Source organism: Pseudomonas sp. G3-39, from assembly GCF_054790485.1.
In genome coordinates, this window is record NZ_CP186497.1 from 2,480,438 (window position 1) to 2,496,137 (window position 15,700).

Consider the following 15,700-nt stretch of genomic DNA (forward strand, 5'->3'; position numbering starts at 1 on the left):
GAGTCCTTATCAGGTCTTGTGCGGCCGGCTCATGCCGACTTCGGACTAGTAAGGCTAGACCCGACTTGGGCAGTCAGCTAATAGGCCGACTATTGGAGGCTGATAGGCAAACTCTTCAATGAATGATGCTATGGAATGAGTTGAAAGGTTTTTAGCTCGAAATCGACTAAACGACTGTCATTTCTGACAGTGCGCGGAGGAATTAATAAAAAATATATTGGCTGCATGTTAAGGGCCTGATGAATCACAAACCTTTGTTGGCAATCGAGTCGGGAGTGTATTTGCATGAAAAATTCAATTAAACCAGAAGAGCAAATTCTTAAGCTGATTCATGAAGGTCGCGGTAAATATAAAGGCACGTTTAAAGCTAGCGTTGATAACTTAGAGTTCATGTTCGCGGATACGAACGTGGTGTTTCACAGGGCAGGAGAGGAATATTACATTGTTGGGGCTGATAGAGATAATAAAAACTCCGTAGCCTTCTGTGTTCCATGGGCTATAAAAGAAGGCCCTCACGAGGTGAAGTGGTACAAAGGTGGTCTGGTTTGGAGCGTTAGTAAGGATGGCGATTTTCACGAGATTCAACAAGGAGTGGCAACTGTGACGTTCTTACAAAGCGGCGAATATAAATACGGTGTTAAAGGTGAAATCGATTTTAGTTTGCCTCGAGTAGGGAAAATAACAGGCAAATTTGAAATTAAGCTCCGTGAGTAAACGTAAAGGGACGGATCCAGCCAATCCGTCCCTTCCCTGATTTCAACTCGATTGCACAGTCTCATCATCCGGCAACGCATCCAACGGATCTTCCTGCCCAGGCAATTCAGTAATCACACTGAAATCCGTGACCTCGACCGAACCCAATCCATAACCCAGCAAATGAAACGAGAAAGCCTTGCGCTGCTGCGGGTTATCAAAGCTGAAATCCATCTGCAGCGGCTGATCCGCCGTGGCGACCATCTCGGTCGGCAGGCCCAGTTGCACGTCCTGTTCGAACTCCTTGGCCTTGAGCTGAATGTACGCCGCCTGCTGCGGATCCACCGAACGCACGGTCAGGCGCACGCGGGTGTGCGAGCCCTTGGGCATTTCCAGGTATTGCGCACCGATCAGGTTGTCGGCCCAGTCGTCCTTGATCTGCGCTTGCAGCGGGATCACGTTGTTGCTGCCGAACTGGTAACGCTGATTGAGCGGGGTGCGCAACAGCGACAGGTCCAGCGCCATCGCCCGTGCGGCGATCTGCCGGGCCTGCTGGCTGCTTTCATTGCCTTTGAAGGTGGCGCGCTCGGCAATGAAGCCGGGGCTTTCGTAGTAGCGGCAACGGCGCGGCATGTCGCACTCGGAGAAGATTCCCTGGCCGTTGTGGTAGCGCAGCTTGCCGTTGGTGTAGGACATGATTTCGCGTCCGCTGTCGTAGTCGCGGAATAGCGAACGGCCGCTCAGCGCCGACGGCACCGGCAGGTCAAAATAATCGAGGATCGACGCGCTCAGATCGACATGACCGTAGACCCCGGCATTCAGCCGTGGCAGCTGCTCGTGTTCCGGCGCCAGGGTCAGATTGAAGCCCCACGACGACGCCAGACGCACGCCGTCGATGCCGTGGGATTCGTCCGAGGTGATCACCACCAGCGTGTCTTTCAGTACGCCCTGGCGTTCGAGACCGCTGAGAAACTGCTCCAGCGCATCATCGAGATAACCGACGGCGGCCTGTTTCGGCGTCTCGTAGCGCGCCAGATAGTCTTCCGGTGCGGAGTAGGGCTGGTGCGTGCCGACGGTCAACAGAGTGAGCATCCACGGTTGCTTCTGCTTCTTCAGTTGGCCGACGTAATCCAGCGCGCCTTCGAAGAACGCCTTGTCATCCTTGCCCCACGGAAACTCCAGATAGTTGGCGTTGCTGAACCACTCCAGACCATGGGTCGCATCGAAACCGATGTGCGGCATGATCTTGTCTTTGGCCATGAAACGCAGACCGGCGCCTTGCAGGTAATGAGTGCTGAAGCCGTTCTGCCGCAGCTGCGCCGGCAGGCAGGCCTGATTGCGCTCCTGCTGGGTGAGCATTTCCACGCCTTTGGGCGTGCCGTTGTTGAGCTTGTCGTAATCGCCACAGAGCATGGCGTACAGGCCGCGAATGGTCTGGTGCGTATGCAGCACGTAATCCGGGGTGTTCATGCCGCGCTCGGCCCAGCGGCTGAGGTTGGGCATCAGGTCTTCCTGATAATGACTGCCGATGGCCTCGCGATTGGCGCGGATGTAAGCGCCGGGAATGCCTTCCAGGGCGATGATCAGCACATTGCGCGCCTGACCCGGTGCGGCCAGCAGCTTGTGGCCATTGAGATCCAGATCGGTCAGCCCGGCCATCTGTGGCGCGGGTTCTTCGACCTCACCGTCCAGCCATTCCTCGGCCTGCAACTGCAGATCGGCGACTTGCGAGGCGAGCAATTGATGCGGCAGGTTGTACATGCGCCACGGATCCTCCTCGCTCGGCCACTGGTTTTGCACGCCCCAGTGCGCGGCGAACAGCAGCGCCGGTGCGGCCCACACGGCACGGGGCAGAGCAGCAGCGGGTTGCGCGCGATTGGCGAAACGCGTCAGCAACCAGAGCAGCAGCGCCAGCAACAGGGCCACGCCCAGCGCCGGATGGGCAAAGCCGCCACCGGTGGAGTTCTCCACGAACTGCGGGTCAATCAGGTAATGCAGGTCGGATGGGTTCGGCAACCGGCCGACAGCGCTGACCAGCTCCGCCGTCGCCACCGCCAGCAACCCCCAGAACAGCAGCAACGGCAACGCCTGCCACCACGCACGGCGATGAAGCAACAGCACCAGCAAACTGCCAATGGCCAAGTCAGACAAATAGCCCAGCGACGACGACCAGCCCAACGCCGCGCGCAGGCACACCGGTACAATCAGCACCAGCAGAATCAGGGAAAACAGGCGGGCATGCGGCTGCCGCAACCAACGCAATAAAACGCTCACAAACAAAGACCTTCCAGCCATCAAACCGTCATAAAAGTGTGCGCGATGATACCAAGGGTGGGCTGTCTGATCGCCCTTTTAAACTACCGGCTGATCCGCTCTTGCAGGCACGGCGCAGGGCTTGAGGCCGTGACTGGCGTTGGTGTCAGCGCGCTGACGGCTGACGCACAGCGTGTAATCGATGGCAGATTTATTGTTTCAGGCTGTTTAAATCAGCGCATGACGGCAAACGTGAGCGTGCTATGGATATTCGATAACGGTATTTAATTTCTGTTTTTTATAGCGATAGAGTTCGGCCTTTCAGCCAATCCACCCAGCTGCGAGGTTGTCATGGCCATACCGTTCAAACGTTCTGCGCTGATTCTGTTGGCCGCATCCCTGGCAGGCAGTCTGCTGCTCAGCGGCGGCGCCCAGGCCGAAGGCAAGATCAGCATCGCCCAGCAATTCGGCATCGGTTATCTGATTCTCGATGTGGTCCGTGATCAGCAGTTGATCGAAAAACACGGCAAGGCGCAGGGGCTGGAGATCAAGGTCGACTGGAACAGCATCTCCGGCGCCACTGCGATGAACGAAGCGCTGCTGACCGGCGCGCTGGACGTGGTCTCCGCCGGGGTGCCGCCAATGCTCACCGTGTGGGATCGCACCCGGGGCAAACAGAACGTCAAGGCGATTGCCTCGCTCGGCTCGATGCCCAATTACCTGCTGACCAACAACCCGAACATCAAGACCCTGAAGGATTTCAGCGACAAGGATCGCATCGCCGTGCCGGCGGCGGGCGTGGGGTTCCAGTCGCGGACCCTGCAGATCGAAACGGCCAAGGAATTCGGCAATGACCAGTACAAAAAATTTGACGACATCTCGGTCAGCCTGCCGCATCCGGACGCCACGGCGGCGCTGATTGCCGGCGGTTCGGAAATCAACTCGCACTTCTCCAGCCCGCCGTTCCAGTATCAGGCGTTGCAAAACCCCAACGTGCACAAGGTGCTCAGTTCTTACGACGTGCTTGGCGGTCAGGCCACGTTCAACGTGCTCTACACCACGGAAAAATTCCACGACGAAAATCCCAGGACCTACAAGGCGTTCTACGACGCGTTGGTCGAAGCGGAAAAAATCATCAAGGCCGACAAACCCGCCGCCGCCCAGGCGTATATCCGCGTCGAACAGTCCAAGCTGCCGTTGGCGCTGGTCGAGCAGATCGTCAAAGACCCGGAAATCGACTTCACGGTGGTGCCGCAGCGCACGTTCATCTATGCCGAAAAATTGCAGGAGCTGGGCGTGCTGAAGAACAAGGCCGACAGCTGGAAGGATTACTTCTTTGAAGAGGCGCATGGCGGCGCGGGGAGCTGATAACGGCTCGCCAAAGAGTTGAAGCCTGTGGTTGTTTCTGGACAGCCTGATGGCCACTCAGTAGCATTCGAGCCCAACGGACTTTCCCTTTGCACGTCGTCCGACGTGGAGTTCTCAAGGAATCGACATGCGCGACACCCCCAATGGCGAACAACGAACGGTCGTGACCTTGGTCAACGGCGAGATTCATCACGAAACCCAGATCAGTTTCAGCTCGGTGTCGGTCGTCAATGGCGAAGTGCGGGTGCATACCGCTGAAGGCAATCAGATAAATGTCCAGGTACCGGGGGCGGACTTCTCATTGCGCTTTGATCTGGATGGAGTGCAGCAGACTCCAGTGGCGCAGCAGGCACCGGTTGAAACGGTGCCCGTCGACAACAACCTGAAGCTGTTCACCTGGAAAACCGTACTGATCACCCTCGGGCTGTGGACGTTGGTCAACCTGATCACTGGTTGGCTGGGATTCTTCGCGGCGGCCGGTTATCTCGGTTATCGCTGGAGTCAGGTGTTGAAGCGCAAGCAACAGTTGGCTGCGGCGCCCGTGGAGAAAACTGCGGCGGCATCGCGCTCGAGGATGTCGAGAGAAAGCGTGCGTAATGCGCTGGCCCGCAAGCGCGGCTGACATGCGCAAAAAAAGGGGCGACCTGATCATCAATCAGGCCGCCCCTTTTTATTGCCGCCAAGTCAGATCAATGCATCTTGCTGTGATCGTGGCCTTCCATGTGCGTCAGCGCACGGACTTCGGCTTTGACTTCGACGGTTTCTTTCTCGCCCTTGGCGTTTTCCACGGTCAGGGTCAGCGGTACGCTTTCGCCTTCCTTGAGCTGGCCGGTCAGGCCCATCAGCATTACGTGGTAGCCGTTCGGGTCGAAGGTGACGGCTTTGCCGGCCGGCAGGTCGACCGACTTGACCGGGCCCATGCTCATCACGTCGTTCTTCATGCTCATTTCGTGGATCTGCACATCTTTGGCCACCGGCGAGGCAACGCTCAGCAGTTTGCTGTCGCTGTCCGCGGTGACGGTCATGAACGCGCCGCTGGCCGATTGGGTCGGCACGGTCGCACGCACCCAGGCATCGTCCACTTTGGTCTGAGCCGAGGCTTGAAACGCCAGGCCCAGCAGCGACAGAGCGCAAACGGCGCGTTTGATGTTGTTCAAAACGGGGTGCATCAGCAGACCTCCATAACGGTGAGCAAATCTTCCGTGCACTCTTGTGCCGAAAGCGATACAGACAGACCCATGCGCAGCTGGCCGCGCGAGTCGTAGACGTAACTGGTGGACGTGTGGGAAATCGTATAGGTGTCGCCGGCCGGCACCTTCTCGAAGAACACGTCAAATTCCTTGGCGGTGGCCTGGGTTTCTTCCAGCGTGCCGTACAGCGCGACGAAGCTCGGGTCGAAGGCTTTGACGTAGGCGTCGAGGATCTGCGGCGTGTCGCGTTCCGGGTCGAGGGTGATGAAGATCACCTGCAGACGGTCGCCGTCCTTGCCCATCAGCTTCTTGATTTGCGCAGCGCGGGCGAGGGTGGTCGGGCACACCGCCGGGCATTGGGTGAAGCCGAAGAAGATCATCGGCATCATCCCGCGAAAGCTCGACAGCGTCATGGTTTCGCCGTCGGTGTTCTTCAGCTTGAAGGTGCGCCCGAGGATCTTGTCACTCAGGTCCTTGCCGTACTTGTACGACAGTTGGCCACGGGTGTCGCAGCCCGCGAGCAGGCCCAGGCCCAGCACGCCCATTCCCGCAAGCACCTTGCGGCGAGTCAACAAAGCCGTCATCTAATACCGCCTTTTGCAGCCCGTCAGTCGGCAGGACTGGCGGGGGGTTAACCGTAAAAGCGGCGCATGATACCAAACTGACGGCAGACGCCGGCCACGGATCGCCGCGCGGCGCAGGATCGGGCGACAAAAGGTGTAAGAAAAAGTGACGACGGACTACTGAACATTCGCCTCATCGGCCCGCCAGCCGCCGCCCAGCGCGGTGTACAGGTTGACCTCGGCGACCAGTTGCGCGAGGCGATCAGTGATCAGCCCCTGCTGCGAACTGAACAGCGAACGCTGTGCATCGAGAAACACCAGGCTGCTGTCGACACCGTTCTGATATCGGTGCTGCGCCAGGTTGTAGTAGTCCTGAGTCGCCTGTACCAGATCGCGTTGCGCCTGCAATTGCTGCTGATAAGTGCTGCGCGCCGCCAGGCCGTCGGCGACTTCCTGAAACGCGGTTTGAATCGATTTCTCGTATTCGGCGACCGCCACATCCTTTTGCAATTTCGAGTAATCCAGGCTCGCGCGCAGGCTGCCGGCGTTGAAAATCGGCAGGTTGATTTGCGGCTGGAACGTCCACGCGCCCGAGCCGCCGCTGAACAGCCCGGACAGATCGCGGCTGGAGGTGCCGGCGTTGGCGGTCAGGCTGACACTGGGGAAAAACGCCGCGCGCGCCGCGCCGATATTGGCGTTGGCCGCTTTCAGTTTGTACTCGGCCTGCAGAATGTCCGGGCGCCGTTGCAGCAGATCCGAGGGCAATCCGGCCGGCAATTGCTGGACCAGATCGCTGGCCAGTGGTTGCGCCGGCAGTTGCTCGGGGACTGGCGCGCCGATCAGCAGCGTCAGGCTGTTCAGATCCTGCGCCACCTGGCGTTTGTATCGCGCCAGATTGGCCCGCGAACTGTCGACGCTGGTTTGCGCCTGCGCCTGTTCCAGCGCTGAAGACTTACCGGCGTCGCGGTTGCGCGTGGTCAGGCGCAGGCTTTGCTCATCCGCGGCCAGGGTCTGGCGCGTCAGTTCGAGCAACTCCTGATCGGCGCGCCAGGTCAGATAGGCATTGGCGACGTTGGCCACCAGACTCAGCTCGGCACTGCGCCGCGCCTGTTCGGTCGCCAGCCAGGTCTGCAGCGCCTGCTCGCTGAGGCTGCGCACTCGGCCGAAAAAATCCAGTTCATAGGCGCTGACACCCAGATTCACCGCATAGGTCGAATTGATCAGCGCCTTGCTGCGAGTCACGCTGGGCGGCATGCGCTGGCGCGACCCGCTTGCATTGGCCGACACCGCCGGCAGCAGATCGGCGCGCTGGATCCGGTATTGCGCTTGAAACGCCTCGACGTTCAGCGCCGCCACCCGCAGGTCGCGATTGTTCACCAGCGCACTTTCGATCAACTGTTGCAGCGCCGGGTCGTTGAACAGCGTGCGCCAGTCTTCAGTGCGCGCTGCGGCGGGTGTCGGTGCCGGGTAAACCGCGCCTTGCGGGTACTGCGCAGCGCTCGGTGAGGCAGGGCGCTGGTACTCGGGAATCAACGAACAACCGGCCAACAGGACGGCGAGGGACAGCAGGGAAATGCGCAGCATCGAACGCTCTCATGCAGAAAAAACACGTGCCGGGCACTGCGTCCCCACACCATCATCGAACACCGTTTAACTCTGACTCCGCCGCTACGCCCCGGCCATCCAGCGCGCCAGACCGTGCCGTCCGCTGACCCCCAGTTTGGCGGTAGCTCGCTTGAGGTAGGTCTCGACGGAACTGCTCTTGACCCGCAGCTTCTCGGCCAGTTGCGGCACGGTACCGCCGGTCAACAAACCGAGGCAGACTTCCTTTTCCCGCGCCGACAGCACGATGCCACCCAGCGCCAGGCGTTCGTCGAACACCTGCTGCAACGGCGCCTGCTCCAGATCGGCCAAGGGCAGGCGCGGCTGTTTGGCGACAATCTGCCGACTGAGCTGCGCGTGCCGTTCAATCAGCGGCAGCAGGGTGTCGGACAGGCTTTTGAGAAACGACAGCTCCGGCAAGGAAAACACTCGTTGGGTATGCGGTCGGTAGAACGAGATGACACAGCGGCGATTAGAGGTGCGGGACACCAGATTGCACTGGTGCACGCTGTGCTGCGGATGTTGCGGCTGGAGCGACGCTTTGAGTTGAATCAGCAGGGAATCATTCATCTCGATCATCTTCTGCAACAACGGATGATCGTCCGGACTTTTCAACGGGTCCGGTGGCGGGAAGGTCTGCGGCAGTCCGGCGCTGCCCAGCGCCTTGATCTCGACCACGCTGGCCTGACGTTCGTCCAGCGTCCACTCACTGAGATCGACGCGATTGACCGGCACGAGGGTGTCGACCAACTGGAACAGGTTGCTGGCGAAATGATCGTCGCCGGTGCTGGCAATCAGTTCCCCCAGTTGCCAGTAGAAATGCGGGTTTTCCATGTTGCGAATGCTGCCGGTCAGATTCATATCCTTGTCATCCCTGGTTCCGAGTCATCACCGAGTCGTCCGCTGTTTATGCAAAAGCCGCCCACGCAATCGTCTCTCCTTGAAACTGATCTGGGGCGGGATTTAAGCCTATGGATTTGTCCTACGTCTGTAGGGGAAAACAGGGACACAAAGTGCCATCATTTCTGAAAGTTGGCGCCGGGCTTCTGACGCCATTTGCGACAGGTGTTGCGCATCGCGTGACTGTTTGGTCACGGCAAGACCTTGAAAACCGGGGCAGTTGCGTTTTTTTGAGGTCACAACGCAGGTCGATGGCAGCGCTGGTGTGTGGCATTTTTCCTACAGGATTTTCAGTGTTTCCTCTCCGAACTTTTAGTGGGTTCCCACCCAATCAGCGGTTACAAGCGCTGACAGGCCAGCCCCCGGGGCGGGGTTGTCCGGGTTTTACGTGTCATGTCGGCATCAGGGCCGATGCTTGAATAGGCGCAAAATCACATGAGAAGGATCTTATGCCGCCTATTTCTGCCCCTGCGGTGGCCACGCCGTCCGCATCGCTCCAGACGTATCCGCTGACCGCTGCGCAGCTGGATATCTGGCTGGATCAGCTGAGTCGCGGGGATTCGCCGCTGTACAACATCGGCGGCTACCTGGACCTCAGCGGGCCGCTGGATCCGGCGCGGATGCAGGCTGCGCTGGAAGCACTGGTAGCCCGGCATGACGCGCTGCGCACGATTCTGCTGCCGGGCGCCGGCGCCGATGGCCTGCCTTTGCAGCAGTTCGCCCGGTCAGTAGCGGTGCCGATGCCGATCGACGATGTGTCGGCGCACAGCGACCCGGAATCGGCGGCGCGGGCATTGGTGCAAGCACGCATCGATCAACCCTTTGTGCTGGACGGCGGCTGCCTGTTGCGCTTTCTGTTGATCCGCCTCGATGAGCAGCGACACTGGCTGTCCGTGCAGGCGCATCACTTGATCGTCGATGGCTGGGGCTTCGGCGAAATGTTCAAGTCGCTGGACGAGATCTACAACGCGCTGGCGCACGGCCAACCGACACCGGTCGCGGCGCCGTCGTACATCGACTTCATCGAGGACAATGCGCGCTATCACGCGTCGCCGCGTTATGCGCAGGATCGCGCCTACTGGCTGGACAAGTACCGACAATTGCCCGAGCCGCTGTTGCTACCACGGCATCAGCAGAGCCTGGCCGGCCAAACCGCGCAGACGCAGGTCTACGCGCAGCCCTTGCCGGCGTTGCTGCACGAGCGCATGCAGCAGGTGGCCCGAGCGTTCGGCGCGTCGGCGTTCCATGTGTTGCTGGCGGCGCTGCATGTCTACTTCAGCCGCACCGCACAACGTGACGAATGGGTGGTTGGATTGCCGATTCTCAACCGCTCCGGCGCGCGCTTCAAATCCACGCTTGGGTTGTTCGCCCAGGTCAGTGCGGTGCGTATGGGCTTCGGTCGCCACTGCACGTTCGCTGAACTGGTCAGAGCGATCCGTGAGGAACTGCGCAAGGATTTCCGCCATCAGCGCTTCCCCGTGAGTGAGATGAACCGCGCCCTTGGCCTGCTGCGGGAGGAGCGCTCGCAGCTGTTCGAAGTCACTGTTTCCTACGAGCAGGGCACTCACGATTATCGCTACGGCGAGGCGTCGGGACGGATCATCAAGGCCTCGAACGTCGAAGAGGCCACACCGCTGGCGGTGCACTTGCTGAGCAATCTGGCCAATGACGACGCACGGCTGTACCTGATCTACAGCGAGGCGTATTTCAACGCCGATGAAGTCAAGGCACTGGCCGAACGCTGGTTGCTGATTCTGGAGCAGGGACTGGAAGCGGTGAATCTGGCGGTGGCGGATTTCGATCTGAGCACGCCGGAAGAAACTGCGCTGCTGCAACAGTGGAATGCCACGCGGGTGGACTACCCGGCGCCGACGACCCTTCAGCAACGTATCGAAGCGCAGGCGACGCTGCGGCCGCAGGCGCTGGCGGCGGTTGATCAGGGGCAAAGCCTGACCTATGCCGAACTCAATCAACGCGCCAACGCGCTGGCTCATCATCTGCTCGATCTCGGGGTGCGCCCGGATGACCGGGTGGCGATCGTTGCCCGGCGCGGCCTCGACACACTGGTCGGGCTGTTGGCGATCCTCAAGGCTGGCGCCGCTTATGTGCCGCTGGATCCGGCGCATCCGGCCGAGCGTCTGAGCTATCTGCTGGAGGACAGCGCGCCCATCGCGGTGCTGACTCAGCGCGCGCTGCGCGGGCATTTGCCGGCGTTGTCGGTGCCGGTGATCGAGCTGGATCAGCCGAGCTGGTCGGCTGGCCGGGTCGACGCGCCGAAGGTGCCGGGGCTGACCCCGGCCAACCTCGCTTATGTGATTTACACCTCCGGCTCGACCGGCCTGCCCAAGGGGGTGATGGTCGAGCACCGCACCCTGTGCAATCTGGTCGATTGGCACGCTGATGTCTTCGACCTGCATGCCGGCAGCCATACCTCAAGCCTGGCCGGTTTCGGTTTCGATGCGATGGCCTGGGAAGTCTGGCCGGCGCTGTGCGTGGGCGCGACCCTGCACCTGGCGCCGGCCAGTGAAGGTAGCGAAGACATCGATGCGCTGCTCGACTGGTGGCGTGCGCAGCCGCTGGACGTGAGTTTTTTGCCGACGCCGATCGCCGAATACGCGTTCAGCCGCCAGCTCGATCACCCGACATTGCGCACGCTGCTGATCGGCGGCGATCGCCTGCGCCAGTTCCCGCGTCAGCCATCGTTCGAAGTGATCAACAACTACGGCCCGACCGAAGCCACCGTGGTGGCGACCTCGGGACGCATCGATGCCGGGCAGGCGCTGCACATCGGCAAACCGGTAAGCAACGCCACGGTGTATCTGCTGGATGAGCAGCAGCAACCGGTGCCGCTCGGCGTGACGGGCGAGTTGTACGTCGGCGGGGCCGGGGTGGCGCGCGGTTACCTGAGCCGCGCAGAGCTGAGCGCCGAACGCTTCCTGCGTGATCCGTTCAGTGCTGAACCGGGCGCGCGCCTGTACCGCACCGGCGACCTCGCGCGCTGGCGCGCCGACGGCAATCTGGAGTATCTGGGGCGTAACGATGATCAGGTGAAAATCCGTGGCATCCGGATCGAGCCGGGGGAGATCGAGAGCGCACTCGCCAGCCATTCGGCGGTGCGCGAAGCGGTGGTGCTGGTGCGCGACGGGCAATTGCTGGCGTGGTTCACCGAGCAGGCGCCGCTGGACATCAATGAGCTGCACGCGCAACTGAAAACTCGCCTGAGCAGCGCCATGCTGCCGAGCGCCTATGTGCGTCTGTCGGCGCTGCCGCTGACCGCCAACGGCAAGGTCGATCGCAAGGCGTTGCCGGCGCCCGGGCCGGACGATCTGATCCGCCGCGAATACGAAGCGCCGCAGGGTGAGGTCGAAATCGCCCTGGCGCAGATCTGGGCCGAAGTCCTGCAAGTCGAACGGGTCGGGCGTCACGACCATTTCTTCGAACTCGGCGGGCATTCGTTGCTGGCAGTGATTCTGATCGAGCGCATGCGTCAGCTCGATCTGAGCAGCGACGTGCGCGTGCTGTTCAGTCAGCCGACCCTGGCGGCGCTGGCGGCTTCGGTCGGCAGCGGTCGAGAGATCGAAGTGCCGGCCAACCGCATCGCCGCCGATTGCACACACATCACCCCGGATATGCTGACCCTGCTGCAACTGGATCAGCCGACCATCGACCGCATCGTTGTGACGGTGCCGGGCGGCACCGCCAACGTGCAGGACATCTACCCGCTGGCACCGCTGCAGGAAGGCATTCTCTATCACCACATCACCGCCGCGCAGGGCGATCCGTACCTGCTGCAATCGCAACTGGCGTTCGACAGTCTGGAACGCGTCGAGGCCTTCGCTACAGCGCTGCGCGAGGTCATGGCGCGTCACGACATTTTGCGCACCGCGGTGCTCTGGGAAGGTTTGACTACCCCGGTGCAGGTGGTGTGGCGCGAGGCGATTCTGCCGGTGCAGGAGATCGAACTGGATCCGGCCAACGGCCCGGTCATCGAGCAGTTGCACGCGCGCTTCAACGCCCGGCGTTATCGCCTCGACGTCAGCCAGGCGCCGCTGATGCGCCTGGTGTATGCGCGTGATCCGGCGCTGGATCGGGTGGTGGGGATTCTGTTGTTCCATCACTTGGCCATGGATCACATCGCCCTCGAAGTGATGCGCAGCGAAATGCAGGCCAGCCTGTCGGGGCAGGTCGTGGCGCTGGCGCCGCCGGTGCCGTATCGCAATTACGTGGCGCAGACGCGGCTGGGCGTCAGCGAGCAGGAACACGAGGCGTTTTTCCGCGCGCAACTGGCGGACATTGATGAGCCGACCCTGCCATTCGGCCTGCAGGAAGTGCAGGGCGACGGGCGCGGCATCGACGAAGCGCAGCAGGCGTTGCCGGCTGACGTCTATCAGCGTCTGCGCACCCAAGCGCGACAGGCCGGAGTCAGCGTGGCGAGTCTGATTCATCTGGCGTGGGCACGGGTGCTGGCGGCGACATCCGGCCAGCAGCGTGTGGTGTTCGGCACGGTGCTGATGGGGCGTATGCAAGGCGGCGAGGGCGCTGACCGGGCCTTGGGCGTGTTCATCAACACCTTGCCGTTGCGCATCGATGTCGATGCCGGGGTGCTCGACGCCGTGCGCGCCACCCATGCGCGGCTGACCGCGCTGCTCGGGCATGAGCACGCGTCGCTGGCACTGGCTCAGCGCTGCAGCGGCGTCGCCTCGCCGTCACCGTTGTTCAGCGCGCTGCTCAATTATCGGCACAGTGACGAATCCGAACTGCTGGAGCCGTCCAGTCAGGCTTGGCAAGGCATCGAAACCCTGGCCAACGAGGAGCGCACCAATTACCCGCTGACCATGAGCGTGGACGATTTCGGCAACGGGTTGCGCCTCACCGGCAGGGCCGTGGCGCAGATCGGCGCGCAGCGGATTTGCGGCTACATGCAAACCGCGTTGAGCGGCCTGGTGCAGGCCCTGGAGCAGACCCCGCAACAACTGTTGAACCGCTTGCCGATCCTGCAAGCCGAGGAGTTGCAACGTTTGCTGATCACCTTCAACGTCACCGAGGTCGATTGTCCGCTGGAGCAGCCACTGCACGCGTTGTTCGAAGCGCAGGTGCGGCATAAGCCGGACGCCATCGCGCTGCAATCCGCGCAGGGAACCCTGACTTACCTTGAGCTCAATCAGCGCGCCAATCGTCTGGCCCATCACCTGCGTGAACTCGGCGTGCAACCGGACTCGCGCGTAGCAATCTGCGTCGAGCGCGGACTGGATCTGATCGTTGGTTTGCTCGGCATCCTCAAGGCTGGCGGCGCCTATGTGCCGCTGGATCCGGACTATCCGCTGGAGCGTCTGAACTACATGTTGCAGGACAGCGCGCCGGTCGCACTGCTGGTGCATGACGCCACGCGGCAATTGCTCGGCGAGCCGGGTGTGACGACGATCAATCTTAATCACGGCAGTTGGGAGCAGCAGCCGTCAGACAATCTGCAGGTGCCGGGCCTGAGCGCTTCGAACCTCGCTTACATGATCTACACCTCGGGCTCCACCGGGTTGCCCAAAGGCGTGATGATCGAGCATCGCAGCGCCTGCAACATGGTGCATTGGGGTTCGCAGCTCAGCCCGCCGACCGAGCACGGTGCGCTGCTGCAAAAGGCGCCGTTCAGCTTCGACAGCTCGGTGTGGGAGATCTTTTGGCCGCTGTGTTCCGGGATGCGTCTGGTACTGGCGCGACCGGACGGCAACCGCGATTCGGCGTATGTGGTGCAGACCATTCGCGAGCAGCAGGTGACGGTGGTCAAGTTCGTTCCGGCGCTGTTGCAGCAGTTCATCGAACAGGACGGTGTCGAGCAGTGCACCAGCCTGACCGATGTGCTCAACGGCGGTGGCGAACTCAGCGCGGCGCTGGCCCGCCAAGTGCGTACTCGCCTGCCGTGGGTGCGTTTGCACAACGTTTATGGCCCGACTGAAACCACGGTGGACAGCACGGGCTGGACGCTGGAGCCGGACATGCCGGTGCCGGACAACGTGGTGCCAATCGGTACAGCCTTGAGCAATACACGCCTGTACGTGCTCGACGCGTACGGACAACCGGTGCCGCAAGGCGTCAGCGGTGAGTTGCACATCGGCGGCGTCGGCGTGGCACGTGGTTATCACGGCTTGCCGGAGATGCAGGCCGAGCGCTTCATCGACAGCCCGTTTGTGCCGGGGGATCGCCTGTACCGCACTGGCGATCTGGCGCGCTACAACAATCATGGGGAACTGGAATTCCTCGGCCGCAATGACTTCCAGATCAAGCTGCGTGGCTTGCGTCTGGAGCCGGGGGAAATCGAGGCGCGGCTGATCGAACATCCGGCGGTTCGCCAAGCGGTGGTGATGGTGCGCGATGAGCGTCTGGTGGCCTGGTACAGCTTGCGCGCCGGCATCGACGCGCCATCGTTGGATACCTTGCGCAGCCATGTGCTGGAGCGTTTGCCGGAGTACATGGTGCCGGGCGCGTTTGTGCTGCTCGACGCGTTGCCGCTGACGCCAAACGACAAGATCGATCGCAAAGCCCTGCCGGAACCGGGGGCAGATGCGGTGATCAACCGCCCATACGTGGCGCCCGAGGGTGAAGTCGAAACCACGCTGGCGCGGATCTGGAGCGAGGTGCTTGGCGTCGAGCAGGTCGGACGGCACGACAATTTCTTCGAACTCGGCGGGCATTCGTTGCTGGCGGTGAGTCTGGTGGCGCGCATGCGTCAGAGCGGTTTGCACACCGACGCCCGAGCGCTGTTCAGCCAGCCGACGCTGGCGGCGCTGGCGCTCAGCACCACGCCAGAGGCGCAGCACGTGGTCATTCCGCAAACCACCATCCCGAGCCTCACCCGCAAACGGCGGCTCTGACCCGGAACTGATTGTGTAAACCAAACCCTGTGGGAGCGGGCTTGCTCGCCAATGCGGTGGATCAGTCGATGTTGATGGCGACTGTTACACCGTATTCGCGAGCAAGCCCGCTCCCACAGGGGTATTGCGGTGACCGAGCCGGCGGCTTGTCCCCGCTTCCCATGTCAGCCCCGCAAGCCCCGATGTTTTAGTTTTTCCAGGCTGCGCACAGCAGGCACGGACTCGCCGCTGCGCGCTCCTTTTTCTCGTATTTACAGCAGGTTATCCC

Annotated in this window: 9 protein-coding genes; 4 read left to right on the top strand and 5 right to left on the bottom strand. The window is 61.5% G+C overall.

Translation table 11 applies throughout. The annotated features are described in order from the left end of the window. Window positions 1-285 precede the first annotated feature (285 nt). Window positions 286-714: a hypothetical protein gene (locus ACOYXG_RS11045; protein ID WP_460357671.1), complete on the top strand. Its 429-nt coding sequence runs from the start codon at window positions 286-288 to the stop codon at window positions 712-714. A 42-nt stretch (window positions 715-756) separates the two neighbouring features. Here ACOYXG_RS11045 and ACOYXG_RS11050 read toward each other — a convergent pair whose 3' ends face one another. Then, window positions 757-2,988, bottom strand: coding sequence for an LTA synthase family protein (locus ACOYXG_RS11050; RefSeq protein WP_460357674.1), 2,232 nt, complete (start codon window positions 2,986-2,988; stop codon window positions 757-759). 309 nt (window positions 2,989-3,297) lie between these two features. Here ACOYXG_RS11050 and ACOYXG_RS11055 point away from each other — a divergent pair, with 309 nt between their 5' ends. Both ACOYXG_RS11055 and ACOYXG_RS11060 read left to right on the top strand, forming a co-directional pair. Further along, window positions 3,298-4,314 (top strand): ABC transporter substrate-binding protein, encoded by a 1,017-nt coding sequence (locus ACOYXG_RS11055; protein ID WP_346651298.1) that lies wholly within the window; start codon window positions 3,298-3,300, stop codon window positions 4,312-4,314. A gap of 127 nt (window positions 4,315-4,441) precedes the next feature. Then, entirely contained in the window at window positions 4,442-4,936 is a 495-nt protein-coding gene (locus ACOYXG_RS11060) for a hypothetical protein (protein ID WP_460357677.1), read from the top strand. 67 nt (window positions 4,937-5,003) lie between these two features. Here the strand turns inward: ACOYXG_RS11060 and ACOYXG_RS11065 are convergent, their stop codons facing one another. The 4 genes from ACOYXG_RS11065 to ACOYXG_RS11080 form a co-directional block, all read right to left on the bottom strand. Then, the gene (locus tag ACOYXG_RS11065) at window positions 5,004-5,483 is read right to left on the bottom strand and encodes a copper chaperone PCu(A)C (protein WP_460357680.1); all 480 of its coding nucleotides are present in this window, start codon (window positions 5,481-5,483) and stop codon (window positions 5,004-5,006) included. Continuing rightward, window positions 5,483-6,088: an SCO family protein gene (locus tag ACOYXG_RS11070; RefSeq protein WP_047599796.1), complete on the bottom strand. Its 606-nt coding sequence runs from the start codon at window positions 6,086-6,088 to the stop codon at window positions 5,483-5,485. Before ACOYXG_RS11070 ends, ACOYXG_RS11065 begins: the two co-directional genes overlap by 1 nt. 156 nt (window positions 6,089-6,244) lie before the next feature. Beyond that, the gene (locus tag ACOYXG_RS11075; RefSeq protein WP_103369010.1) at window positions 6,245-7,651 is read right to left on the bottom strand and encodes an efflux transporter outer membrane subunit; all 1,407 of its coding nucleotides are present in this window, start codon (window positions 7,649-7,651) and stop codon (window positions 6,245-6,247) included. 84 nt (window positions 7,652-7,735) lie between these two features. Further along, a complete protein-coding gene (locus ACOYXG_RS11080; protein ID WP_098968297.1) occupies window positions 7,736-8,530 on the bottom strand; it encodes a helix-turn-helix transcriptional regulator in 795 nt (264 codons plus the stop codon). Between the two features lie 488 nt (window positions 8,531-9,018). Between ACOYXG_RS11080 and ACOYXG_RS11085 the strand changes: the two genes are divergently transcribed. Continuing rightward, complete coding sequence (locus ACOYXG_RS11085) at window positions 9,019-15,432, top strand: amino acid adenylation domain-containing protein (RefSeq protein WP_460357685.1); 6,414 nt, start codon at window positions 9,019-9,021, stop codon at window positions 15,430-15,432. Window positions 15,433-15,700 lie beyond the last annotated feature (268 nt).